The following is a 22,997-nucleotide window of genomic DNA, read 5'->3' as shown; positions in this document are numbered from 1 at the left end:
AGGCGGGGCAAAGAAAAATGATTGTTCCGCAGCGGTATGCCTCAGAAACGCAGCCCCAGTTCTGTGACGGCGACCCAGCCGTCTTGCTTGTCTGTACCGGGACTTTCAAAAGCCAGACGAACCGCGTCTCCCCGCAGATACACATGCTGTGAGATATCAAAATCCACGCCGAAGCCGAACCTGTGATCCTTGTCGCCGCCTTGATCTGTCACGGCATATGAAAGTGCCGCCTGCCAGCGATCCTCTTCCCATCCAAGCCCTGCATTCCATTCGCCTTCGGTCTCTGCAGCCGGCCGAAGCGCCGAGCGTCCGCGGTCAACATAGGCTGCGCCCAAGGTCATTTTCCCTCGGCGCAGTTCGGTCCCGACACTCCAGCTTGCGATATCCGCGCGGTTAGTGACCGGATCCGAAGTGCCCTTAACATAGGCACCAGACAGTCCGGCCACCCAGTTTCCCACCGGGCGGACATACTGTGCGCCGATTTCGTAAACGTCGTTCTGGATGACCCGGCTTCTCGGGTTTGCGGCATCTTCATTGGAGGCGAACTCCGGCGAGTAGGAGATGCCGGCCGAGAAGCCGCTGACTGGAGGCGAAAAGTACGAGACCTTCAGAGCGTCGCGGCTATCATAGGGCGACAGCAGGGCGACAGAACCCGTATAGCGTCCGAAATCGCCGCGCACCTGGCCGAGGCCAAGCGTCGGCGCGTGGAAGGACAGCTTGTCGGCGGGACCATCGTTCTCACCAACTTCGACGCGGCCCCAATCGGCGGCAACATAAGCATAGAGCTCGTCGCGCTCGAAGTTTTCGATATCCTTGTTGCCGGAATCGATCTCACCACGAACGCCAAATAGAAGGCCGGAATCGGTTTCCCATTCTGCGATGATGACTGCCGATCCGTCGGCTTCGCCTCCATTGCGAGGCAGCCCGCCCTGAAGCGGTTCGTACCAGGCGCCTTGTACGGCAACGGCGGCACGTGCCCGAACTGTCACAGCGCCATTTTCATAGGCAAGACCGCGTTCATCGTACTTGATTTCAGCGGCCGCCTTCAGCCCCGCCTGCGCCAACAGGACCGTCAGCGTGGCAGCGCCCAGTTTCAAAGATATAAGCATGTTACCCCCATTGCTTAGAAGCTGTCCAAGTATGAACGCCCTCAGAGCGCGGTTCATTCCGCCACGCAACAGAATTTCCGGCAAGGACACCGATGGAGGTATCGCACCCGAGGCATTGCGGAACACGGCCGCCCCCGTCAATCGCCAAGCGGCCAGTCAACATCAAAGGCGAGATAGTCACCCTGGTCATCCTGTCCGGATTCGAACCTTATCTTGTCCCGCGTTCCCATAACTATTCGCCGGACAGCCTCCGAAAACGGTTTCCACTGTTCAGGACCCGAGCCTGCATGCTCGGACTGTCTTTGCGCCGCGTCACTCATAGACGGATAGATTACCAAGCGCATTTTCAAGTTTGCAGGTGAAGGCGTCAGCGCCACGAGAAAGTTATTGTCGCCAAAGGTCTGACCGGCCTCCCGGTCCCGGCGGGCAAGCCTTTCGCGGGGAATATGCACAAGCGTGTACTGACCGGTGCGCCTCACCCTGCCATCGGTCGGTGAATTGACGAGCAAGACCAGATCTGTCCCGCGCTCGACAAGCGTGTCCAGTTTGCGCTGGAGCGCTGAAGATTCGCGGGTGTCTTTTCCGCCTGCGTCGATCAGTGCTGCTCTGAACACGCGTCCGGTTACGCCGGGCAGCTCCTGATCAGCTCCAATTCCAACAGGCTGATCCAATGTTACAGAAGCTTCGGATGCCTGAAGTACGCCTTGCCGGGCAGCCCAGACGCTGAACTCGTAACCAGACAGGACGGCACAACCGCTCTTCGTCAGCCCCTGCCTTCGCCGGGTAGCTTTTCCGGCAGCTTCGCATTGCTCGGCTTCTTGAGCCCGACGAACGGAGAGCAAGACTTGAGCGGGCTGGCTCGCCTTTGTCCGCCGGAACAGAATGTCCGCAGCGTAAGCCGCCATTTTCCGGTTCTCATGACCGATACCTGGCGCATACCGCAGTTGCCAGGCGAACGTGGCTTTCCCGCCGCTCGCAAAGACCTGCGCATCCGCGAAGAAAGCCCGGCCCCGTTCAAAACGGTTTTTTCCCTGCGCGCGCGCCCAGGCATCGGCACGTAGGTTTCGGTCGTCGGATTCTATGTCCTCGGTTCCGAGGAGTATCGTCAACTGCGTCTCGAAGCCTGACGTCTCAGCGATTGCCTCCCTTCTGCCGAGCTTGAGACCTTGAGGATAGGAACGACCCGGATCAAATTCGGTATACCAACCTGCGTTTGCAGCTACGGCCTGATCAAGACGCGCAGGCTCCGTCATCATGACGTAGCGGTGAACGAATTGCGCGCCCGCGGAATGGCCGTAGATCGAATAGGTGATCGAATTGCTCCCTGACCGCCGGCGCACCTCTTCAAACAGCGGTTCGATAACCGAGAACGTCCAGACCTCACGGGGCAGTTTCTTACCGGAACCAGGATCGACTATGCCGCCCTGATTATAGGACTCCGATCCCGGGAACCGGCGTTCGTCAAACTCTGGCGCCACCAGTATCACCCCGTGCCGCTCGGCGGTACGCGCCCAATCCTCAAGATACCTTTTTGCATCGCGTTCGACGCCATGCATGACGAACAGGATGGGCGCGTCTGCATCCAACGAACTCGGGACATACGTCCATACTCTGAGTTCCGGCCCCTCCCATCCGCTGAACATGAACCGTGATATGCCTGTCGGGAGACCGGGCGCTTGCTGACTGGGGCGTTCCGTTGAAGGTGTACTGTCGGCGTGTGCGTTTATCATGATACTCAGGCCGAAGACGGCCGCTCCAAAGCATTTCAAAGTTCGACCAAAAGAAACGAAGTCAAATGGTCTGCGGACCCAGCGATCCAGACTCTCAACATATTTCAATGAGTAACCCTCCGGCCTGGCGTATACCGGCCTTCCTCACTAACGCCCTGGCGGGATCGAATATTCCGCAGGCAGGATTGCACCACCCAATAAGCTTACAGCTTCGTCTACAACCCTGCTTACCATCGCTGGAATATATAGAGCCAGCTCAGCGTTCTCGTTCCAAACGGGGAGATAATCCATGCGTTACTTCAGACAGTTGAAACAGGATCTCGACCCGGCCCCTTTCCTCAATGAACTGGCCAAGATAGAGGGTGTCTGGAGCGAGCAGACAGGGCGCCAGGATGCGGTCTCGGTGCAACGCGAGGCGCTCGCTATTCCCTTGCGCGGAATGGTAAAATCGGCGCAAGGCGACCGCCCACGCCGCGATGTCCACGAAACTCGCTGGACAAGCGGAGCGCAGCGCCTAGCGCGCTTTCAGGAGTTCCTGAAGCAGATTGCGGCAGAAGAAGATGCCGTCGTGGGCCGAGCAAAGATTGTTTGCCTGCCGGCAGGACGCCAAGTCTATCCGCACAAGGACCGGGGTGAGTATTACAAAGTCCGCAACCGGTACCACTTTGTGCTGAAATCCAGGCTCGGATCCTGGCTGAAGGCCGGTGATGAAGAGGTCCGCATGCAGGAAGGCGAGTTGTGGTGGTTTGATAACAAGGCCGTACATGAAGCAAAGAATGATGCCGATGAAGAACGGATTCACCTCATCTTTGATCTCCTTCCGCGCCACCTCGAAACAGAGGTCCTGCGCAGGTCAAGAAAAGCGAAGGCAGCATCTCTTAAAGCCTGACACTGTCTGACAGGCACCAACTTTTACGCGCCTCCCGCCTGAACGGAATATTTCCTTTTGCAAGGTGCTAAATCGGAAGTTGCGCAACCCGCTTCCGTGCAGCGTCTTGACCTGGACGCCTGGAGCCTGAAGCGAGTTGGAGCAGAACAGCATGTTTCGCAAAAAGCCACCCAATATCGCAAAGTCGCAGATTGAGCGTGCGCTGATCAGCTCCCGGGCTGTGCCGCCCAATCCCTCGCCAATGGCCAAATCCGCGGGCAAGCGCAAGTCAGCTCGCAAAAAGACCTGGGCCCTTGCCGATTGACGTGGCCGCCCAATGGCGGGGTTGACGGGATTTGTATCGATGTGTCTGAAACGGGTGCGCATATCCGGTTCAGTAGCAGGATCATTGTACCGGACTGCCTCAGGCTCTCATCTGCCCGGCTGAACCTTAACTGCAACTGAGAGATTGTCAGGCAGGACGGGTTCGACGCGTCTGAGCGATTTCTCCTGTAAGCGCTGCTCAGGGACGAGTGTGTTGGGCCCGCCAAAAGCATTGCTCAAGACAACTCAGCGGATGACAAGATCAGGTCCCTAACTGTGATCTTTCAATAGGTTGTCCATTCGGGGCTGATCGAGAAGACTGGAGTTACCACACCTCAGTTTTCGAAAGAGCACCCGAATGAACCTGCACAAGAATGCCCGTCTGACGCCTATCCGTCGAGAAGAATTGGCAATGGATGTTGTTTCGGGGCGGCTGACTCCCAGTGCGGCGGCTAGGGCTCATGGTGTCTGTTGCAAGACGGTCTTGCGGTGGGTCGCCCAGTTCAGGCGCCTTGCCCCTGGCGGTATGACCGACAAGTCTTCGCGGCCAGATCGCCTGCACCAACCCGGGACTGTCCTAAATTTTGTGCTTTCGGCTTTTTTCCATTATCAGACCACGACCTGTCACCGAAGATGATAGCGAACTGGGGCTTTGCCTGCAACCGGTTGGGCCAGCGCCACATACGGACAAAACCCTACGCACCCAAGACGAATGGCAAAGCCGATCGCTTCATCCAGACCGCCATCCGCGAATGGGCCTATACACGCACATATCAAACCTCAGACCAGCGAGCAGATCATCTCGAAGGATGGACGCACATGTACAACTGGCATCGACCCCACGGAGGCATTAAAGATCAAATACCCATCAGTCGTCTCGGGATCGCCGAGGACAACAGATTGAGATCCCACACCTAACTCAAGCGGCTGTAGGCCCCCGGTCAGATTGTTGGCATCGGCCTGCAGTTGCAGAATAAGGGGTGGGGGGACAAATCCTGCAGCTGGCCTGACGAACCCATCGCAGGGTCCGGTGCGGGCAATCGCCATAGCAAAAAGAGGAATTGCTATACCGACGCCAACAATCCTCGGAAACATCATGAAGGTACGCCACGATGCCCTTGCTGGTTAAACGTACAGAATGCAGTATTCATTCCCTTGGATTCAGAATTTGGGGAAATTTGCGCCGCCTCGACGCAACTGACTGAAGCGGCCTCTCGACTGAACATAAATAAACTCCATCAGAAGACGGATATTATCCAATGAAGCAATACCGATTTGGAAGACAGTAGTCCCTGGCGCAATGCTCTGATCAGGCTGTGCAAATTGCCTTGATGGCACCAGTTTGTCGGCGATACCCTTCCTGCCTGTCAGCGCTGCCCGACACAATTGCGCTGATCCAGGATGCAGGCTTCGCGCGTGGCATCGACACCATCGTAAGCACCTTTTGCATCCAGCGCCGCGCCCACCAGTTCGAACGCGTCGGCCGAGGCTGGAAGAAACTGATCGGACGTTCCGCCCGTCATATTGAGCGCCGCCACTTCGATCTGCCAGCCACTTTCGGTGCGGCAAGCCAGGCCTACGGTGCCTGACCCGGCACGATTGAGTTCAAATTCGCGGCACACCTGCCGGTCGGATGTCTGGTAGGTTGCGATCGCCAGAAACTGGGACTGACCGATATCGATCGAACTACCAGATGGCGTCGCCATCAGGGCGTTCTGGAGCGGACTGTCCTGCGGAAGCAATCCGGCAAGTACGATTGCATCGTCCTCCGGCTCGTTTTGCCCGACCTGGTAACCGCTTAGCGCTGCTGCGCTAAGCAAGACGGCTGCCGCCGCCGCCTGCAACAGGAAGTCAAACCTCACGGGCGGCTTGCGCTTCGTCCGTTCGCTATCGAGCGACACCACGCCGCCCCGTTCTCTCGTGTTTCCAAGCACGACCTGCTGCATCGCAGTCGGCACTGGGCGGTCCAGATGACCGGCGAACGCTTCGGTAAGCATCCGCTGGCTTGTCTGGTAGGCCTCGAACTGCGCCTGCAGTTCAGGATTTGCCGCTACATCCATACGGATCCGTTCAGATTCCGAGTCGCCCAATTGCCCGTCGGCCAGAGCCATGATCATTTCGTCGGTGATCTTGTCTATCATGGCCGCACTCCCTGTTCAGAAAGAGCCTGCACGAGGGCCATCCGCGCCCTTGAGAGCCGGCTCATGACCGTGCCTACGGGCACTCCGAGGATTTCACTCGCTTCGTCATAGCTCTGCCCTTCAACTAGCACGAGCAGGACGACCGCACGCTGGTCATCATTCAGGGTGGTCAGCGCGCGCGCAATATCAGCGCGAAGGTCCAGCACATCCGTCTGCGCCAGACAGTCGCCCGCAAAACCGTTGATGGCCGCTTCGTTATTCTCTGCGGGTCGGCGCGCCAACCGTCGCCTGTCGTCGAGCCAGGTGGTCTTGACGATTCGAAACATCCAGGCTTCCAGCCTTGTTCCCGGCTGAAACTGGCTTAATTTCCCGATAGCGCGTTCAAGTGCCATTTGTACCACATCATCTGCTTCAGGACCGTTGCGGGTCAGACCAAGCGCAAATCTTCGCAGGCGCGGGATCAGCGCAACAATCTGCGAACGCAACGCTTGTTCTTCCTGAATCTTCATTCACTGCCCCTTAAAACGCTGTTCCGGTTACCTTTATTCCATGTCAGAAAAATGTCTCTTTGAATCGCGCCGGGTTTGATGATGTGGAACGACCTTCTCACCTTTACTCTGCTGGCGAGCGATTGGGCCTGCGCTGCAGCAAATAAGGATCGAGACGGATGGACTAGGCACACATTACTGGATTTGATTTGGCCAAGCCGGTTCTTCAGGCTCATGGCGCTGATGCAAGCGGAGCCACGCTGTTCCACAGCCAGTTGCGCCTCACAAATGTTCTGCCGTTCTTTTGGAAGATGCCATCGTGCATTGTGGCGATGGAAGCTTGCGATGGCGCACATCATTGGTCGCGAGAGATTTCCGCTCTTGGCCATGAGGTGAGACTTGTTCCGCCGGCTTACGTCAACCCGTTCGTTAAGCCCGGCAAAACGGACGCCGCAGATGCCGAGGTGATAAGCAAAGCGGCTGTGCGCAAATCAATGAGATTTGTTTCCGTCATATCAGCCGAACAGCAGTCCAGTGCAATGGTTCTGAAATCCCGTGCACGTCAACCATCAATGGACGCTGATAGGTCGAAGTCATCTGGCGAGAAAGCCCGTTGAAACCAATGGACGCCGTCGAATACGCCACCCCTGAATGGGTCGACTGGTTCAACCACCGCCGCCCGCCCGATCCGAACGCCCCCCTGTCTGTTGAAAGTCTGCTACCTTGAGATTACAAAGGGGAGCCCGCCCCCTCTGCGTGATGTTTAACCTGAACAGTTGCTCGGGACGACAGATCCCGCATGACATGGACAGGAGCTCTCACCATGTCAGAATTCATTATCGGGTGCGACCTTTCCCGTGCCTGTCTCGACCTTCATACTTTGCCCGACGGCCTTGCCAGCCGGATCGACAACTCGCCTGAAGCCATTGACGAATGGGTCACAAGCCGGCCTCCTGGATGCTGGCTGGTCTTCGAGGCCACAAGCGGATGTGCCGCACAGCTCATTGCCGGACTTTGCGCCAGAGGCGTCTCTTACAGCCGGGTCAATCCGCGCCAGGCACGCGAGTTCGCCCGCGTCCTTGGCGTCCTCGCCAAGACCGATCAGGTCGACGCTCGCATCCTCGCGGTAATGGGCCTGCGCATCGACCTTGCCGTCACCGTCACGCCTGATCCGGCCCGGATGAGGCTGGCCGACTACATGCGCCGACGGCGGCAGCAGGTCGACATGCGCAAAGCCGAAAAATTCCGTCGTCACAGCGCCGGCCAGCGAGACATCCTCAAGGATATCGACAGCCTGATCCGCATCCTGGACCGCCGGATCGAAGTCATGGACGACATGATCAGAGGATGGGGTTCTGGCCGACGACGCTCGGCTTCTTACCGCTGTTCCCGGCGTCGGACCAACCGCGCTAGCCACCCTGCTTGGCGAACTGCCAGAGCTTGGCAAGCTCGACCGACGAAAGATCGCCTCCCTTGCCGGACTTGCGCCGCATGCCCGCGAAAGCGGAACATCGCGAGGGACACGCAGGATATGGGGCGGAGGGCGAAAGGTCCGCCAGGCCCTCTACATCGCGGCACTTTAGACATCGCAGCGAATCCAGGCTCGGATCGCGATGTGACAACGCATGAATGAAAAGGGCAAGGCGCCCAAGACAATCCTCATCGCCGTTGGACGACAACTCCTCGTCATCCTCAACGCGATGATCAGAAACCGAACACCCATCGCTCTGTGAGGAACACAGTTGCCTCCCCCGGCAGAAACGGAGGCGAACTACTTTGCGATCCTGAAGGAACACGCTATCGCTGCATGACCCCAATCGAACAGTATTCGGGGTTACCGGCGCGGTTCACTTTTCGGGGCTCTCGTTGCAAACAAGTTTCATCTCTGGGAATAAACTGCGCAACGCGGGCGTTTCCTACTCAGATTGTCCGACAGGGGGATAGGCATGTCGTCGAGCAAAGGAAGCTTCAGTATTGATCTGGCCGCCTGGCTGCTCGCTAGCATTCAGCTTGGATCTGCGCCGCCGGCCACAGCAATCCTAATGGCGTCCGTTTCTGCCATCGTGCTCGCCGGGCCCGCGCAGGCACAGGTTGAGGACGATGAAGATGACGAGGACGATGACGAAGATGAAGACCCCATCGAGGACGGCGACCTACTTGACGACGACACCGGAGACGATGTTGACGATGACACCGGAGACGATATCGGCGACGACACCGGAGACGATATTGGCGATGACACCGGAGACGATGTTGGCGATGACACCGGAGACGATGTTGGCGATGACACCGGAGACGATATTGGCGATGACACCGGAGACGATGTTGGAGACGACTCCGGAGACGATGTTGGCGACGACACCGGAGACGATATTGGAGACGACACCGGAGACGATGTTGGAGACGACTCCGGAGACGATGCTGGAGACGACACCGGAGACGATGTTGGAGACGACACCGGAGACGATGTTGGAGACGACACCGGAGACGATGTTGGAGACGACTCCGGAGACGATGTTGGAGACGACTCCGGAGACGATGCTGGAGACGATGTTGGAGACGACACCGGAGACGATGTCGAGAATGGCCCTAGCGGTGACGACGATGACGGCCCCGGCAGTGACGTCGATGATAGCCCCGCCAGTGACGACGATGGCGGTGGCAATGATACCGGCACCGGATCTTCCGATGATGATAACGGAAGTGAAGACGACAAGCCGTCCGCTCGCAATTCAGATGATGATGATGATGCGCCAGGTGGTTCGGGAGTCAGAGGCGTGTCTCCGTCTTCAGGTGCTCACCCGAAAGATCCGGACGAAAGGCCCGACACGCGCAGCGGCTCTTCAGCCGGGCTCGTGGACGATGAAGGATATCCTCTCGCCAACAAGGACATTCTGACATTTGATCTTGGGCCAACCGACCTCTCGCTTCTCAAAGATGTTGGCTTCCGTTTGATGGATCAAACCCAGCTTGACGGCCTTGGTGCCAGTCTGCAACGGCTTCGCCCTCCGGCAGGCATGAGCCTGCCTCAAGCCGCAGATGCATTGCGTGAAGCTCTTCCGGCGGCCCCATTCGACTATAACCATATCTTCGGGCTGCCGGCCTCGGACAGTCTTGAAGACGAAGGCCGTGTGGTTCAGAAAGTTGGCGGAAAGCATTCGGGCGAAGGCGCAGTTGTCGCCATGATCGACACGCTGGTGGACGCAAGTCACCCTTCCCTCTTGACCCGAAAAGTAGTGGTCAAGGATTTTGCCCGCAGAAAAAAGGGCCGCGACTCTGATCATGGAACAGCCGTTGCCTCCATTATCGTCGGATATGATCCGTCAGCTGATTATCGAGGCATAGTTCCTGGAGCGACACTGCTCGCGGCGAACGTGTTTTCTGTCTCGAAGGATGGAGTTCCCGAAACGGATGCCAAAGCGCTGCTGGAGGCCCTCGACTGGGCTGCGTCTCAGGGAGCCGGGGTGATAAATTTTTCCATCGCAGGTCCGCCAAGCGATATTCTCGAGGCCGCGATCAAACGCCTGACCGCCAAGGGCCATATTATCACAGCGGCGGTAGGCAATGACGGCCCTGCAGCCCCGCCTGTGTACCCCGCTACTTATACGGACGTAGTCGGTGTTACGGCCGTCGATATCGACGGCAAGATCTACCGGCGGGCAGGACGCGGTGAGCAGGTCGATATTGCGGCGCCCGGTGTAAAGATCCTAGCGGCCGGACCGAATCGGACTTACAGCGCGGTGACCGGAACGTCCTTCGCCACGCCCGTTGTCTCCGCGCTTTTGTCACTTCAGAATCCGATCCCGGAAAAGGACGCATCAAGGCGTGCTGAAGCCTTCACTGAAGAAGCTCGCGATCTCGGAGCCTCCGGCACGGATCCCACTTTTGGCCATGGTCTCGTACATGTTGATGTTGAGGAAGTGAACTAAAGCATGCCCCGGAAGCTTGTCATTGTCGCTTATAGCCTGACCGCTTTGGCGGCCGTATCGATGCCGACAGCCTCCGCGCGTCCGCTGCCTGAACCCGTTCGAATTGAACAGGACGCGACATTCGTATTCAATGACGGCCGTGTCGAACGTCTCGTCGAGGATCGAGGCGCGACACAGGTCTGGGCAACGCGGCGCGGCCGTGAATATGTCCGGTCACGTAACTTCACAGTTCCTATCCTCGAATGGGAAGTTAGCGGAGTGAAGGGAACGCGCACCGTCTCCGGCAAGCCCGAAAAGCTCTGGCCTCCGCGCGAAGGCGCGTCTTCTAGATTTCGCGTGATAACGGACATCTTCCCGCGCGACGGCGTCAAAAGCAGGAGCCTGCAATTCTGGTCCTGCAAGGTAGGGCGCAAACGAATGGAGTCGTTTACTTTTGCCGAAATCGAGGTCCTCCCGGTCAACTGCGAACGTTACACGGCCAGTTCGATGAAGCTGGTAGAGCGCAGGGGCTGGCTCTGGTCGGACGAAGTCGGTCACTATGTCGAGCGCTCATCTACAAAGTATGCAACGGGCGAGTCCGAAACCGTCCGTCTGTGCGCTAAAATTCCAGGCCGGACCGCAACGGACGATAGGATAGCCGAAGTAATCAAGAAGGGCTGCTGAAAAAGGGCTCGGTTTAGCCTGCGCAGCATGATTCTCTTGTTCGTATGCAAGGGAGGCATCGATGCGCGGTGAGGGTCGGATAACGGATCAGTTGTTTACGCATGTGAACGTTGAAGACCGGATCGCATCGTATCATCCTCTCAGGCAGAACAATTGCTGGTAAATGACGCGCTGAAGGCTCTGGACGCAGATTTTTCGGCGCTCTACGCGCAGGATACCGGCCAGCCTTCGATCGCGCCGGAATGTTCCTTGCGGGCGATGCTGCTGCAGGCGATCTATTCGATCCGCTCCGAGCGTCAGCTGATGGAGCGGCAGGATTATGATCTCCTGTTTCGCTGGTTTGTCGGGCTTGGGCCGATGAACCGACCTGGGATGCCTCATTCTTTTCGAAGAACCGTGACCGGCTGCTCGACAGGGATATCGCGGCCAAGGTCCTGAATGCTGTCCTGTCGCACCGGCGGGTGAAGAAGCTGCTATCGTGGGATCACTTCAGCGTGGACGGTACCCTGATCGAGGCCTGGGCCAGCACAAAGAGCTTCCGCCCGAAGGACACTGATGGCGGCGACGATAGCGGCGCTGGCCCGGATGGCGCGGGCGGCGGTGGCAATGCCATGCACGACTTCCATGGCGAGAAGCTGTCAAACCAGACACATGCGGCTTCCACAGACCCCGATGCCCGCCTGTATGGCAAGGGCCGGGGCAAGCGGCGCGTCGCGCACGGCTTCGATATCGCCATCGCGGCCTATAACCTTGTCTGATTACCAAAGCTGCTTGCAGGAGCTGCCGCATGAGCGCCACCATCAAGGCAGCCACCACTCAACGTATAATCCGTCGAAAGACGGTCTTTACCCGCGAGCGTGAACTCCATGGCGCCGGAAGCACGCTTCCGGACTTCAAAACCAACCAGCTGGCTGGCTAGATGTGAAGTCTAAAAAGGTTGTCCTCGGCGATCCCGAGACGACTGATGGGTGTTTGATCTTTAATGCCTCCGTGGGGTCGATGCCAGTTGTACATGTGCGTCCATCCTCAGAGATGAGCTGCTCGCTGGTCTGAGGTTTGATATGTGCGTGTATAGGCCCATTCGCGGATGGCGGTCTGGATGAAGCGATCGGCCTTGCCATTCGTCTTGGGTGCGTAGGGTTTTGTCCGTATGTGGCGCTGGCCCAACCGGTTGCAGGCAAAGCCCCAGTTCGCTAGCATCTTCGGTGACAGGTCGTGGTCTGATAATGGAAAAAAGCCGAAAGCACAAAATTTAGGACAGTCCCGGGTTTTTCAGCAGCCTGCTAGTCCTCCGGACTGGCGTCTTCACGGTCAAACCCGCGACCCTTGCGCCGCCGGTGGTCACCCGGTTCGCGCGACAGCATCTCGGCCAGCGCCTTGCGCTGCTCGATGCCAAGCTCGTCGAGCCGGTCGACCAGCGTTTCGTGAATTTCCGAATGCACTGCTTCATCAGAGGTGCGCAGGCCCACGAAAGCCCGCCGCACGGCTTCACGGTCATAAGGATCAATCTGCAGGGCCTCACCCAACGCGACGCGTGCGGCACGCCGCTGTTCGACCTCGTTTTCGGCCGACCGGAACGCCTCCATCATCATGCGGCGAACCAGTACGCGATCTTCATGGCTGGCCCCTTCAAGCATGGGCGGGCGTTGCCCCCGCATGCCATCCGGAGCGGGTCCGGCAGGCTGGCCGCGCAACAGCATGCCGGCCACCAGCCCGACCAGCAGCAGGTTCGCCATGATCGACAGGGTCAACCAGAGGGGAATCTGGCGCTTTGAACGGGTCTCGCTCATTGAGCGGCCTCCTGGGCATAAGTGAGTGTGTCAAATCCGAGAGCGGCATACACAAGTGTATCGACAGCGTCTTCCGGCGCATCGCCGGCCACCGGCTGGGCCGTACCCAGCCCGATCGCCAGCCCGATGGCCAGCGAAGCCAGGGCTCCGACGGCCGGCCAGCGCGGAATGGCAGCAAACCAGCTGCGCCGCTGCGGCCGTAGCCGGGGTGCGGAATCGATCAGCGCCTCCGTCAGCGCCGCGGAGGGCGCAGCTTCCGGCACGGTAGCGAGCAGCACGTCCATCTCGCGGGCAGCCATCAGGTGGGCGGCAAAGCGCTGCGGCGCTTCGGACAGCAAGGCCGCCGCCGCGTCGCGTTCCGCTTCAGGAAACGCATTCACATCCGCGCCCCAGGCTTCGATCAGGGCGATCAGCCGTGCATCGGTCATCATATTTGTCATGCGCTACTCCTTTCCAGCAAGACCCCGCGCAACGTGCGCCGTGCACGGGCCAGAAGGCTTTCCAGCGCCTCCACGCTGATCTCCATGATATCGGCTGCGTCGGCCTGAGAATGGTCCTGCAGCGCGCACAGCGTCAAGGCGGCCGCCTGGCGCTCAGGCAGGGCAGCAATCGCCGCCTCCACCGCTTTCACACGTTCCGACTGGTCCAGCGCATCGTCCGGCCGCAGCGCCATGTCGACCTGCTCCGGCGGCTCGGCCATGCTGGTCTCCCGGCGCCTGCGCAGCCTGTCATAGCAAAGGTTCAGGGCCACCCGGTGCAGCCAGGTCGAAAATTTCGCCCGGGGCTCCCAGTCCGGCAGCGCCTTCCAGGCGCGGATGAACGTATCCTGTGTCACGTCCTCGGCCTCTGACCTGTCGCCCAGCATGCGCGTGGCAAGCGCCAGCACACCGGGGCTGTACCGGTTGACCAGCGCCGACACCGCCTGCCGTTCCCCGGCAGCCGCGCGTGTGATCTGATCGAGGTCTGACGAGAATGCCACGAGGCAATGTCTAGCGCGCGGTGCAGCAAAGGGGAAATGCCTTCGCCTTGCGCGGCCTGTTGGACCCCGGTCGCCAGGCAGGCCGGACGCAGCTGAAAGTGCAGAGAAGGGGGGAAATCTCGCATATCATGCATCCGGCCTGCCTGGCTGTCCGGGAGGACCCGGTTTACTCGGCGTCTGGCGCTTCAGGGGCGACATCGCGGCCCGGGCCACGCTTGCCCCACTTGCCATGACGTTCCTTCATGGTGGCCATGGCTGCTGCGCGCTCTTCCTCGGTGACGACACCGTCGCCATCCGTGTCCATGCGCTCCATGCCGCGCATCGGCTGGCTGGCAAACTCGGCTGCAGTGATCTTGCCGTCGCCGTCAGTGTCCATCCTGGCGAAGTGGCGCGCCTGGCGTTCAGCCTTGCGCTGGGCTTGCTGCGCTTCGTGATGCGCCGTCATTTCGGCAAGCGACAGCGAACCGTCCTTGTTGGCATCTGCTGCGTTGAACATGGTGGAACGGAAAGCTTCGACTTCTTCCTTGGAGATGTCGCCATCACCATTGGTATCGACCGCTTTCATATGCTCGCCGTGAGATCCGTCATGCCGGCCAAAACCGCGCTCGGCCTGGGCCGCAAAGGGTACAGCAATGACAATTGCCGCAGCGCCGATCAGGGTAGCTAGTGTTGTGCGTTTCATTGGGGAATTCTCCGTTGTCGTGATTAACCCATCACGCATACAACGCCGCCGCCCCCTCAATCCGTCGCTGGCAACTGCAGTTTTTCCGCCGCGATGGCATGGACCCTGGATTTCAGCGCCGCCAGATGACGTTCCAGCGCATCGAAATCATCCTCGTGCACGGCGCGGCACAGCCGGTCCTTCAGGCCGTCCGGAATCGCATCCGCCGTCATTTCACTGCCCACAGCAATGCGCTGCACCTGTTGCAACGCCTGCAGGTACGCCAATGCGTCCTGCAGCGCGATGCGCTGCTCGCCGGACAGGCTGCCCGCCTCGGCAATGCCCGCCAGCGCATGGCCGGTATTCGACCAGATCGCCTTCGCTTCGCCCTTCAGCAGCATCTCCTTCTGGACGATGAATTCAATGTCGATCAGCCCGCCTTTTTCGGTTTTCAGGTCCCACAGCCCCTTGCCCGGCTTTTCCTGATAGAGGCGCTGGCGCATGTCTGAAATATCCTGCGCGATCTGTCCCGTATCCTTGCTGGCCCGGTCGGCAATCGCAGCCTTGCCGATGGTCAGCACTTTCGCCCCGAGGCCGGCATCACCCGTGACATAGCGCAGGCGCGTCAGCGCCATGTGCTCCCAGGTCCACGCGTCCTCATTCTGGTAATGCTCGAATGCCGAAAGGCTGACCGCCACGGGCCCGCCCCGGCCGGACGGGCGCAGCCGCATGTCGACTTCGTAAAGCGCCCCTTCCGCCGTCGGCGCCGTCAGCGCCGTGATCAGGCGCTGCGTAAACCGGGTGAACCAGTTTTGCGCGTCCAGCGAGGGCGAGTCATAGATCACGATAATGTCGAGATCGGACCCCGCCGTCAGTTCCGCGCCGCCCAGCTTGCCCATCGCAAACACGGCCCAGGTTCCCGGCGCCTCGCCATAGCGCCGCACTGTCTCCTGCTCGGCAACCGACGCCATCTCGCGGATCGTGTCATCGGCGAGACGCGACCAGTGCACGGCCGCATCCGAGGCATTGATCAGCCCGTGCAGCAACTGGTGACCGATCAGGAAGCTCTGTTCACGGTGATACCGCCGCCATGCGTCGAGCGCGGCGTCAAAACTCGTATCGCCCGCAATCATCGGCACATCCGGCGCCTGGCCGCTGACCAGCGCCTCCAGCAGGTCAGGACGGCGCGACAGTATCTCGGCCAGGCGCGGCGCCAGCGCCAGCGTTGCCACAAGGTCGTCCAGCAAAGCGGGTTTCGCCAGCAGCATTGAGAGCGTCTGCACGCCGGATGACAGCCCGCTGAAGAAACGCGAGAACCAGCGGAACGCCTCATCCGGCTCACCGGTCGCCCCCATCGCTGTCAGCATGCGCGGCAGGATGGCTGTCAGCAATTCACGCCCGCGCACGGTGCGCGTCGCCGGCACATTGCCCCTGTGCCAGTTGCGGATCGTGTCAATGGCCCTGGCCGGATCATTGAAACCGAGACCCGACAGTGTGCGCACCGTTTCCGGGTCATCATCGACTCCGGTAAAGACAAGGTTGCCAATGTCGCTGGCATCGTCCTCGCCGCCTTCATGCTCGAACAGCGCGTCATAGGCCGCCTGCACCAGTTTGCGCGTTTCGAGCAGGCCGCGGTCAAATGCCTCAAGCACGGGATATCCGCACAGCGCAGCGACCCCGGCGCGCTCGGCCAGGTCAGCGGGGATTGTATGGCTCTGCTCATCGTGGCGCATCTGGATGCGGTGCTCGACGTCACGCAGCACCTTGTAGGCCTGCGTCAGGTCCGCAGCAATTCCCCCGGTCACGATGCCCGCATCGCATAGGGCCGCCATCGCGCCCAGCGTGGAATTGTCCCGCAGCACAGGATAGCGGCCGCCAAGGATCAGTTGCTGGGTCTGCACGAAGAACTCGATCTCGCGGATGCCGCCCGGGCCCAGCTTGATATCAGGCGCCGGATTTTCGAGGCCGACTGCGCCGATCTTCGTATTGATCATCCGCTTGATCGCCTGGATGTCGTCGATGGCCCAATAGTCGAGATGGCGGCGCCACACATAGGCACCCATCCGGCCGATGAACCGCGCGGCGACCTTCATGTCACCGGCGGCAGCGCGCGCCTTGATCCAGACCATCCGTTCCCAGTTCTGGCCGACGCTCTCATAATAGGCTTCGGCCATGTCCGTGGAAACGGCGAGCGGCGTTGATGACGGATCAGGCCGCAGGCGCAGGTCGGTGCGGAAAACATAGCCGTCCGCCGTGACTTCATCGAGCAGCCGGACAACATCGCGCAACACACGCTGGGCCGCATCGCCGGGGTCGCGCTCCCCGCCGTCAAACTCGTTTGGCTCGTAGAAGGCGGCGATGTCGATATCGCTGGAATAGTTCAGCTCGAACGCGCCCATCTTGCCGAGCGCCACAATGAACAATCCCGTCTCCGTCAGGCCACGGCTGGCGAGCGCCACGCGCAGGGCCGCCTGCACGGCCGCCGTCGCCAGTTCCGTCAGCGCCGCCGTCACCTCCATCACACTGCGATGCCCTGACAGGTCATCGGCAGCCAGCGCCAGATGCGCCGAGGCTTTCGCCTTGCGCAGCACGACCATCGCCTCGTCGATCGGCGTCTCGGCCTTCAGGCCGGTGACCATCGCCAGCGCATCCTCGAACGGCCGGGCCTCGCAGCGATCAGACAGGCGGCGCAGGTAAGGTGCGTGTGCGAAGGCTGCCTCCAGGGCGGCATCCGGTGTCGCGGCAATGGGACGGATCTCAAGCATTCAGGTTCAGGCCCGTGGCAGGCGAAGGATCGCCTTGAGGCCAGGTTGCCTGGCCGGGCCACCCGCGTCGAGCAGGATCAGTTCGCCGCCATGCATGTCGGCGACCGAATCCACCAGAGACAGGCCAAGCCCCGAACCCGGCAGCGTCCGCGCCGAATCGAGACGCTGGAAACGCTGCACCACCAGCTGGCGCGCTTCCGGCGGCACGCCCGGCCCTGAATCGACGACCGTCAGGTCAATCGTCCCGTCGGGCCCGCGCGCCACAGTGAAGGAGATCGCGCCGCCCTTCGGCGTGTACTTCACGGCATTGTCCAGCATGTTCGAGAGCGCCTGCCCGATCAGGTCGCGGTCGCCAAGCACCATCAGGTGGCGCGCAATCTGGCTCTTGAATGACAGCTCGGCCTCCTCGCAGGCCGGGTCGAACAGTTCGGCCAGCTCCTCGGCCAGTTCGCTGACATCCATGCGCACCCGCTCGCCCTCGGCCCCCGCCTCAAGGCGCGCCAGCCGCAGGATCGCATTAAAGGTCGCCAGCACGCGGTCCACTTCTTCCACTGTCTCGCTCAGGGTCGCGCTCGCCGCCTCCTGCGACAGGGGCTTTGACAGGGCGATCTCCAGCTTGTTGCGCAGCCGCGACAGGGGCGAACGCAGGTCATGCGCGATGGCGTTGCCGGTATTGCGCGTCGCATCCACCAGCTTCTCGATCTGGTCGAGCATGGCATTGATCCGCTGGCCCAGCCGGTCGAATTCATCGCCCGATCCGCGCACCGGCACGCGCCGGCCAAGCTCGCCGCCCATCACCGCCTCCGCCGTCCGCGCCAGTTCATCGGCCCGGCTCGCCGCCCCGCGCGAGATCAATACCCCGCCCAGCAGCGACAGGATCAGGCCAATCGGCGCGGCAATGAAAATCGCGCTCTGGATCCGCACCACGATGGCCGTCTGCTGCGCCGTGTCGAAGGCCACCAGCAGCGCCCCGCCATTGTCGCGCAACCGCACGAACTTGCCCGCAGCCGAGCGCACGATCATCGTGCCATCCGGCTCCGGCTGGTCAAAATCGAAATACACGGTCTTGGAATCAACCTCCGGCGGCGCCACCGGCATCCGCTGGAAATGCCCGGCAATCTTCCGGCCCGACGAATCCTCGAGATAGTAGAAATAGGTCGAGCCCGTCCGCGTCATGCGTTCCAGCACCGACTGGCTCAGGCGTTCCATGCCGCCCGTGTAATAGGCATTACCCAGCTGCTCGAACTCAAGGTCCAGCCGCCGGTCGGATTCGGTTCGGATATAATAGACCGTCGAATAGTAGAGATAGATCAGCAACGCTGCCGAAAACGCCGCAAACATGGCGCTGTAGAGCAGCGCCAGTTTGAACGTCGTCGTTCGCAGGAAGGTCGGCAGGCCGAGTTTCATGACTCGCCTCGTGCCAGTCTGCGGGCGGGCCGTCTAGCCCTGCAAGCGATACCCGGCACCGCGCACCGTGTGCAGCAAGGGCTCTTCGAACTCCTTGTCGATCTTGGCGCGAAGACGCGAGATATGCACGTCGATCACATTGGTCTGGGGGTCGAAATTATAGTCCCAGACCTTTTCGAGCAGCATGGTGCGCGTCACCACCTGTCCGGCATGGCGCATCAGGTATTCCAGCAGGCGGAATTCACGCGGCTGCAGCTCGATCTTCTTGCCGCCCCGCGTCACTTTCCGGGTCAGCAGGTTCATTTCCAGGTCGCCCGCCTTCAGCGAGGTCACCTGCGGTTCGCCCACCTGGCGGCGGCCGAGGGCCTCCACGCGGGCCGCAAGTTCCGATGGCGCAAACGGCTTCGACAGATAGTCGTCCGCCCCGGCCTTCAGGCCCTGCACCCGGTTCTGGACATCTCCCAGCGCCGAGAGGAAGAGGGCCGGCGTCTTGCCGCCCGCTTCGCGGTACTCCTTCAGCAGCGTCAGCCCGTCCTTGGCCGGCAGCATCCGGTCGACCACGAGGGCATCGAAATCCGTCGACCGCGCCAGTTCCAGGCCGCGTTCGCCATCAATCGCCATGTCCACGCTATGGCCCGCCTCCATCAGGACTTTTTGGATGAAGCTCGCCATTTCGGCATCATCTTCGATCACCAGAACACGCATGTTATCTCCCGCCAAGGTCTCTGCCATCATGGTATCCTATCCTTTTGTCGCGAGGTCGAGGGTGCGATAATTCGTGATCTGGCCGATCCGCACGGCGACAAGCACCTTGCTGCGGCCGGACTTCTTCGCGTCGGCAATCGCTTTTTCAAACGCCGCCACGGATGTGGCGGGCTGGTTGTTCGCCTCGAGGATGACCATGCCGTCCTGCAGGCCGGCCTCTTCGAAAATACCCTTGCGGGCTACGTCGACAATCACCAGACCGGCTTCGCCGCTGCGCAGGCCGAGCTTGGTGCGCGTCTCGTCATCCATCGGCTTGAAGGTCACGCCCAGATCGTCGAGCGCCGTGCCTGGCGCTTCGGCCTGCGGCGGTGTCGCGCCCGGCGTCGGGCGGAACGTGGCAGACAGGTCATCGGGGCGTTCGCCCACGGTCACGCTGATCGTCTGGCGCTTGCCACCGCGCAGCACTTCAAACTTGTTCGCCGTATTCGCGATCAGCTTGCCAACAAGGCGGGTCGTCGTCGTTGCGTCGGTCACGTCCTTGCCGTTCACCGACAGGATGATGTCGCCGCGCTGGAGGCCGCCCTTTTCGGCAGGGCTGCCGGCGGTGACATCCGCGATGATCGAGCCTTCTTCATTCTTGAGGCCCTGGGCTTCGGCCATGTCAGGGGTCAGGTCCTGGATCGCAACGCCGAGCCAGCCGCGGGACACGCGGCCATCCTTGATCAGGGCCTGCGTCACTTCACTGGCCAGTTCCGCCGGAATGGCAAAGCCAATACCGACAGATCCGCCGGTCGGCGAAAAGATCGCCGTGTTGACGCCAACCACATTGCCATAGAGGTCAAAGGTCGGGCCGCCCGAATTGCCGCGGTTGATCGAGGCGTCGATCTGGAGAAAGTCCGTGTAGGGACCGGCGCCGATATCGCGTCCGTCAGCCGACAGGATGCCTGCCGTTGCGGTTCCGCCAAGGCCGAACGGGTTGCCGAGGGCCACCACCCAGTCACCCTTGCGCAGCTCGCGCGAGCTGCCGAAGCTGACATAGGGATAGGTTCCCTTTTCGCGAATGCGCAAAACGGCAAGGTCGGTCTGCGGGTCCGTGCCGACAAGATCGGCTTCCAGTTCTCGTCCGTCCTGCAGGGTCACCATGATCTCCGTAGCCTTTTCAACCACGTGATTATTGGTCACGACATAGCCGTCCTTGGAAATTACGAAGCCGGACCCGAGCGAGCGGGCTTCCTGCGTTTCGGGCTCGGGGTTCTGCTCTTCCTGTTCACGGCGGTTCTCGAGGAACTCGTCGAGGCCCGGCATGCCGCGGAACTGTTCGAAGAACTGTTCCATGTCAGCCAGTCTGCCGACTTCCCGTTCGCTGATGACGTTGACGCTGACAACGGCCGGTTCAACCCGTTCGATCAGGTCGGCAAAACTCAGCGGAGCGCCCTTCGGCGCCTCGACGGCAATGGGCTGGGCGCCCGCGTCCTGGCTGAAGATGTTCGGCGACAGCGCCAGCGTGCCGACGGCCGCTACGCCAAAGACAGCCGCCACGAGGGCTTGTCTCGAAATGCCAAAATTCTTCATTAGTCTCTCCAAGTCACTGAAATTATGTCGGTTAGGCCGATCATTACCTAGATAAACATGTCACAGGCAATGTGGTCATTAAATGTCAGTTAGGTGGATTTGGGCGGCGTTTCCACCGTTCGCACATGTCCCCCGGCCTCAAGTGTCTGATGAACCGGGCATTTATCCGCGATTTCCATCATCCGCGCGCGCTGTACGGCGTCCAGATCACCCTCAATCGTGATCGCGCGATCGAACACGTCGATTTTGCGCCCCTCCTCGCAATGCAGGCAGTCGTCGATATGGTCCTTGCTATGGCTGATCGCGACGGACACGCGCTCCAGCGGCCAGCCCTTCCGGTCAGCATACATGCGCAGCGTCATCGACGTGCAGGCGCCCAGCCCCGCCGCCACGTATTCATACGGATCCGGCCCGCGCCCGCCGCCGCCCACGTCCACCGGCTCGTCAGCAATCCCCGCAAAATCGCCGATCATCACCGCGTTCTCGAATTTTCCGCGCCCCGTCTCCCTGACAACCACATCGCGCGTGCCGCCTGCCTCCTGCACGGGCGCCGCCCTGACAGCCCCGAAAATATAGGGCTCAGCCCATGCGGCGATCATTTTCCCGGCCCGCCGGGCATCGTCCGGCCCGGTCAGCAAATGGTCCGCCCGGTCGAGGCTGATGAAGGATTTCGGATGGCGCGCCGCCACGAACAGGCCCGTCGCATTGTCGATCCCGACCGTCTCGTCCCGCGGCGCGTGCAGAACCAGTAGCGGCCGCTTCAGGCCGGCGGCGGCCTCCGTCACCTTCGCACCGCGCACATCCTCCAGGAACTGGCGCTTCAGCACAAAGGCCCGCCCGGCCAGCTCGACCTCGGCCTCGCCTTCATCCTCGATCGTCTCGACATGGGTGCGGATCGCATTGATCACATGCGCCGCATCCGACGGCGCGCCGATGGTGGCCACCGCCTTCACCTGCGTAATCTCGTGCGCCGCAACGATCACCGCCGCCCCGCCCAGTGAATGCCCGATCAGCAGTTGCGGCCCGCCATGCGCCGCCTCCAGCCACGCAGCCGCCGCCACAAGATCCTGCACATTGGTCGAGAAATTCGTGTTCGAAAAATCGCCTTCCGAATTGCCGAGCCCGGTGAAATCGAACCGCAGCACACCGATCCCCTGTTCCACCAGCGCCGCCGTAATCTCGCGTGCCGCCAGCATATCCTTCGAACACGAGAAACAGTGCGCAAACAGGGCCCAGGCGCGCGGCGGGGTGGCGGGCACGTCCACCCGCGCCGCCAGCTGGCTGCCATCATGGCCGGTAAATTCAACGCGGTGTAATTGGCCCATGTCAGTTTCCTCGGTGTGTCCAGCCAACAGAACTGGCGGAGACGGCCCCGGTGCGCAAGGCCGCAGCCATGCCGTTTGCGTGACCGGCGGCGTGTGCAGGCTTGACTTGCCCGGCCTGCATGCGGTTCGTGGCCGCCAGACCCAATCGCGCGGAAACCATCCAGAACCCCATGAAGCCCGCCTACATGTTCCTCGCGGTGGCCATACCGGCCATGGTCGCCAGCGCCTGGCTCATGGCCCCGCCCGGCACCATCCTCCTGTCGCTCAGCCTCGGCGCGCTGCTCGTGGCACTCGCGGCCATCGACATCGCCACCCTGCGCCTGCCCGACGCGCTGACCTTCACGGTCCTGCTCTTCGGCGTCATCATGGTGGCCCTCACAAGGCCGGACCTCTGGCTCCATCACCTGCTCGGCGCAGGAATCGGCTATTTCGCGCTGGTCGGGCTCGAGATCGCCTACAGGCGCCTGCGCGGGCGCGACGGCCTCGGCCGGGGCGATGCCAAGCTGCTCGGCGCGATCGGCATGTGGGTCGCCTGGCCGGG

20 protein-coding genes and 6 pseudogenes are annotated in these 22,997 nt (G+C 61.0%); 12 read left to right on the top strand and 14 right to left on the bottom strand.

Annotated features, from left to right (window positions below; all coding sequences use genetic code 11):
* Positions 1 to 41 precede the first annotated feature (41 nt).
* Together VR74_RS08955 and VR74_RS08950 are read right to left on the bottom strand one after the other, a co-directional pair.
* Positions 42 to 1,109 carry a porin gene (locus VR74_RS08955; protein WP_045696017.1) on the bottom strand — a complete coding sequence of 356 codons (1,068 nt, stop codon included), beginning with the start codon at positions 1,107 to 1,109 and terminating at the stop codon, positions 42 to 44.
* Between the two features lie 137 nt (positions 1,110 to 1,246).
* A complete protein-coding gene (locus VR74_RS08950) occupies positions 1,247 to 2,752 on the bottom strand; it encodes a hypothetical protein (RefSeq protein ID WP_299949973.1) in 1,506 nt (501 codons plus the stop codon).
* A 394-nt stretch (positions 2,753 to 3,146) separates the two neighbouring features.
* On the opposite strand from VR74_RS08950, the gene VR74_RS20760 reads away from it, so the two are divergent.
* The 3 genes and pseudogenes from VR74_RS20760 to VR74_RS20750 form a co-directional block, all read left to right on the top strand.
* Entirely contained in the window at positions 3,147 to 3,728 is a 582-nt protein-coding gene (locus VR74_RS20760; protein ID WP_299949971.1) for an aspartyl/asparaginyl beta-hydroxylase domain-containing protein, read from the top strand.
* 661 nt (positions 3,729 to 4,389) lie between these two features.
* Positions 4,390 to 4,668 carry a leucine zipper domain-containing protein gene (locus VR74_RS20755; protein WP_366462366.1) on the top strand — a complete coding sequence of 93 codons (279 nt, stop codon included), beginning with the start codon at positions 4,390 to 4,392 and terminating at the stop codon, positions 4,666 to 4,668.
* A 29-nt stretch (positions 4,669 to 4,697) separates the two neighbouring features.
* A pseudogene (locus VR74_RS20750) lies at positions 4,698 to 4,949 on the top strand (integrase core domain-containing protein); the annotation flags it as partial.
* Positions 4,950 to 5,398: 449 nt separating this feature from the next.
* Here the strand turns inward: VR74_RS20750 and VR74_RS08935 are convergent.
* Positions 5,399 to 6,172 carry a hypothetical protein gene (locus VR74_RS08935; RefSeq protein ID WP_045696012.1) on the bottom strand — a complete coding sequence of 258 codons (774 nt, stop codon included), beginning with the start codon at positions 6,170 to 6,172 and terminating at the stop codon, positions 5,399 to 5,401.
* Complete coding sequence (locus VR74_RS08930; protein WP_045696010.1) at positions 6,169 to 6,681, bottom strand: RNA polymerase sigma factor; 513 nt, start codon at positions 6,679 to 6,681, stop codon at positions 6,169 to 6,171. The genes VR74_RS08935 and VR74_RS08930 overlap by 4 nt, the downstream gene beginning before the upstream one ends.
* Before the next feature lie 239 nt (positions 6,682 to 6,920).
* On the opposite strand from VR74_RS08930, the pseudogene VR74_RS20745 reads away from it, so the two are divergent.
* The 8 genes and pseudogenes from VR74_RS20745 to VR74_RS20725 form a co-directional block, all read left to right on the top strand.
* A pseudogene (locus VR74_RS20745) lies at positions 6,921 to 7,217 on the top strand (IS110 family transposase); the annotation flags it as partial.
* An 8-nt stretch (positions 7,218 to 7,225) separates the two neighbouring features.
* A pseudogene (locus VR74_RS20740) lies at positions 7,226 to 7,351 on the top strand (IS3 family transposase); the annotation flags it as partial.
* A 108-nt stretch (positions 7,352 to 7,459) separates the two neighbouring features.
* Positions 7,460 to 7,852 (top strand): annotated as a pseudogene (locus VR74_RS21545) (transposase); the annotation flags it as partial.
* A gap of 163 nt (positions 7,853 to 8,015) precedes the next feature.
* Positions 8,016 to 8,243, top strand: a complete 228-nt coding sequence (locus VR74_RS21540; protein WP_366462370.1) for an IS110 family transposase — start codon at positions 8,016 to 8,018, stop codon at positions 8,241 to 8,243.
* Between the two features lie 363 nt (positions 8,244 to 8,606).
* Positions 8,607 to 10,589: a S8 family serine peptidase gene (locus VR74_RS20730; protein WP_299949967.1), complete on the top strand. Its 1,983-nt coding sequence runs from the start codon at positions 8,607 to 8,609 to the stop codon at positions 10,587 to 10,589.
* A 3-nt stretch (positions 10,590 to 10,592) separates the two neighbouring features.
* Positions 10,593 to 11,252 (top strand): hypothetical protein, encoded by a 660-nt coding sequence (locus VR74_RS08915; RefSeq protein WP_045696009.1) that lies wholly within the window; start codon positions 10,593 to 10,595, stop codon positions 11,250 to 11,252.
* 61 nt (positions 11,253 to 11,313) lie between these two features.
* Positions 11,314 to 11,956: pseudogene (locus VR74_RS08910) on the top strand (transposase); the annotation flags it as partial.
* An 83-nt stretch (positions 11,957 to 12,039) separates the two neighbouring features.
* A complete protein-coding gene (locus VR74_RS20725; RefSeq protein ID WP_299949965.1) occupies positions 12,040 to 12,171 on the top strand; it encodes a hypothetical protein in 132 nt (43 codons plus the stop codon).
* Here VR74_RS20725 and VR74_RS20720 read toward each other — a convergent pair.
* The 10 genes and pseudogenes from VR74_RS20720 to VR74_RS08865 all read right to left on the bottom strand — a co-directional run.
* Positions 12,168 to 12,419: pseudogene (locus VR74_RS20720) on the bottom strand (integrase core domain-containing protein); the annotation flags it as partial. The gene VR74_RS20725 and the pseudogene VR74_RS20720 sit on opposite strands and share 4 nt — an antisense overlap.
* A gap of 116 nt (positions 12,420 to 12,535) precedes the next feature.
* The gene (locus VR74_RS08905) at positions 12,536 to 13,042 is read right to left on the bottom strand and encodes a periplasmic heavy metal sensor (protein ID WP_045696008.1); all 507 of its coding nucleotides are present in this window, start codon (positions 13,040 to 13,042) and stop codon (positions 12,536 to 12,538) included.
* Positions 13,039 to 13,482: a hypothetical protein gene (locus VR74_RS20715; protein WP_299949964.1), complete on the bottom strand. Its 444-nt coding sequence runs from the start codon at positions 13,480 to 13,482 to the stop codon at positions 13,039 to 13,041. The genes VR74_RS08905 and VR74_RS20715 overlap by 4 nt, the downstream gene beginning before the upstream one ends.
* Complete coding sequence (locus tag VR74_RS08895; RefSeq protein ID WP_045696006.1) at positions 13,479 to 14,021, bottom strand: RNA polymerase sigma factor; 543 nt, start codon at positions 14,019 to 14,021, stop codon at positions 13,479 to 13,481. Before VR74_RS08895 ends, VR74_RS20715 begins: the two co-directional genes overlap by 4 nt.
* 166 nt (positions 14,022 to 14,187) lie before the next feature.
* Entirely contained in the window at positions 14,188 to 14,703 is a 516-nt protein-coding gene (locus VR74_RS08890) for an EF-hand domain-containing protein (RefSeq protein WP_299949962.1), read from the bottom strand.
* A gap of 56 nt (positions 14,704 to 14,759) precedes the next feature.
* Positions 14,760 to 17,447: a bifunctional [glutamine synthetase] adenylyltransferase/[glutamine synthetase]-adenylyl-L-tyrosine phosphorylase gene (locus VR74_RS08885; RefSeq protein WP_045696005.1), complete on the bottom strand. Its 2,688-nt coding sequence runs from the start codon at positions 17,445 to 17,447 to the stop codon at positions 14,760 to 14,762.
* 6 nt (positions 17,448 to 17,453) lie between these two features.
* Positions 17,454 to 18,854 carry an ATP-binding protein gene (locus tag VR74_RS08880; protein ID WP_045696003.1) on the bottom strand — a complete coding sequence of 467 codons (1,401 nt, stop codon included), beginning with the start codon at positions 18,852 to 18,854 and terminating at the stop codon, positions 17,454 to 17,456.
* Between the two features lie 33 nt (positions 18,855 to 18,887).
* Positions 18,888 to 19,559: a response regulator transcription factor gene (locus VR74_RS08875; protein WP_045696002.1), complete on the bottom strand. Its 672-nt coding sequence runs from the start codon at positions 19,557 to 19,559 to the stop codon at positions 18,888 to 18,890.
* Positions 19,560 to 19,595: 36 nt separating this feature from the next.
* Positions 19,596 to 21,131 (bottom strand): Do family serine endopeptidase, encoded by a 1,536-nt coding sequence (locus VR74_RS08870; RefSeq protein WP_045696000.1) that lies wholly within the window; start codon positions 21,129 to 21,131, stop codon positions 19,596 to 19,598.
* A gap of 89 nt (positions 21,132 to 21,220) precedes the next feature.
* Positions 21,221 to 22,456: a bifunctional alpha/beta hydrolase/OsmC family protein gene (locus VR74_RS08865; protein WP_045695999.1), complete on the bottom strand. Its 1,236-nt coding sequence runs from the start codon at positions 22,454 to 22,456 to the stop codon at positions 21,221 to 21,223.
* Between the two features lie 128 nt (positions 22,457 to 22,584).
* Between VR74_RS08865 and VR74_RS08860 the strand changes: the two genes are divergently transcribed.
* The coding region (locus VR74_RS08860; protein WP_299949960.1) for an A24 family peptidase at positions 22,585 to 22,997 on the top strand (413 nt) is incomplete at its 3' end.

Source organism: Hyphomonas sp. BRH_c22, assembly GCF_000961795.1.
In the GTDB taxonomy this organism is placed as follows: domain Bacteria; phylum Pseudomonadota; class Alphaproteobacteria; order Caulobacterales; family Hyphomonadaceae; genus Hyphomonas.
The sequence above is the reverse complement of the archived record's forward strand: the minus strand, read 5'-3'. Positions and strand labels throughout refer to the sequence as shown.

What these genes read in the sequence shown, in the direction of transcription:
- VR74_RS08955 (WP_045696017.1), bottom strand. Translation starts at nt 1,109, where the DNA reads ATGCTTATATCTTTGAAACTGGGCGCTGCCACGCTGACGGTCCTGTTG.
- VR74_RS08950 (WP_299949973.1), bottom strand. Translation starts at nt 2,752, where the DNA reads ATGTTCAGCGGATGGGAGGGGCCGGAACTCAGAGTATGGACGTATGTC.
- VR74_RS20755 (WP_366462366.1), top strand. Translation starts at nt 4,390, where the DNA reads ATGAACCTGCACAAGAATGCCCGTCTGACGCCTATCCGTCGAGAAGAA.
- VR74_RS08935 (WP_045696012.1), bottom strand. Translation starts at nt 6,172, where the DNA reads ATGATAGACAAGATCACCGACGAAATGATCATGGCTCTGGCCGACGGG.
- VR74_RS08930 (WP_045696010.1), bottom strand. Translation starts at nt 6,681, where the DNA reads ATGAAGATTCAGGAAGAACAAGCGTTGCGTTCGCAGATTGTTGCGCTG.
- VR74_RS20730 (WP_299949967.1), top strand. Translation starts at nt 8,607, where the DNA reads ATGTCGTCGAGCAAAGGAAGCTTCAGTATTGATCTGGCCGCCTGGCTG.
- VR74_RS08915 (WP_045696009.1), top strand. Translation starts at nt 10,593, where the DNA reads ATGCCCCGGAAGCTTGTCATTGTCGCTTATAGCCTGACCGCTTTGGCG.
- VR74_RS20725 (WP_299949965.1), top strand. Translation starts at nt 12,040, where the DNA reads ATGAGCGCCACCATCAAGGCAGCCACCACTCAACGTATAATCCGTCGA.
- VR74_RS08905 (WP_045696008.1), bottom strand. Translation starts at nt 13,042, where the DNA reads ATGAGCGAGACCCGTTCAAAGCGCCAGATTCCCCTCTGGTTGACCCTG.
- VR74_RS20715 (WP_299949964.1), bottom strand. Translation starts at nt 13,482, where the DNA reads ATGACAAATATGATGACCGATGCACGGCTGATCGCCCTGATCGAAGCC.
- VR74_RS08890 (WP_299949962.1), bottom strand. Translation starts at nt 14,703, where the DNA reads ATGAAACGCACAACACTAGCTACCCTGATCGGCGCTGCGGCAATTGTC.
- VR74_RS08885 (WP_045696005.1), bottom strand. Translation starts at nt 17,447, where the DNA reads ATGCTTGAGATCCGTCCCATTGCCGCGACACCGGATGCCGCCCTGGAG.
- VR74_RS08880 (WP_045696003.1), bottom strand. Translation starts at nt 18,854, where the DNA reads ATGAAACTCGGCCTGCCGACCTTCCTGCGAACGACGACGTTCAAACTG.
- VR74_RS08875 (WP_045696002.1), bottom strand. Translation starts at nt 19,559, where the DNA reads ATGCGTGTTCTGGTGATCGAAGATGATGCCGAAATGGCGAGCTTCATC.
- VR74_RS08870 (WP_045696000.1), bottom strand. Translation starts at nt 21,131, where the DNA reads ATGAAGAATTTTGGCATTTCGAGACAAGCCCTCGTGGCGGCTGTCTTT.
- VR74_RS08865 (WP_045695999.1), bottom strand. Translation starts at nt 22,456, where the DNA reads ATGGGCCAATTACACCGCGTTGAATTTACCGGCCATGATGGCAGCCAG.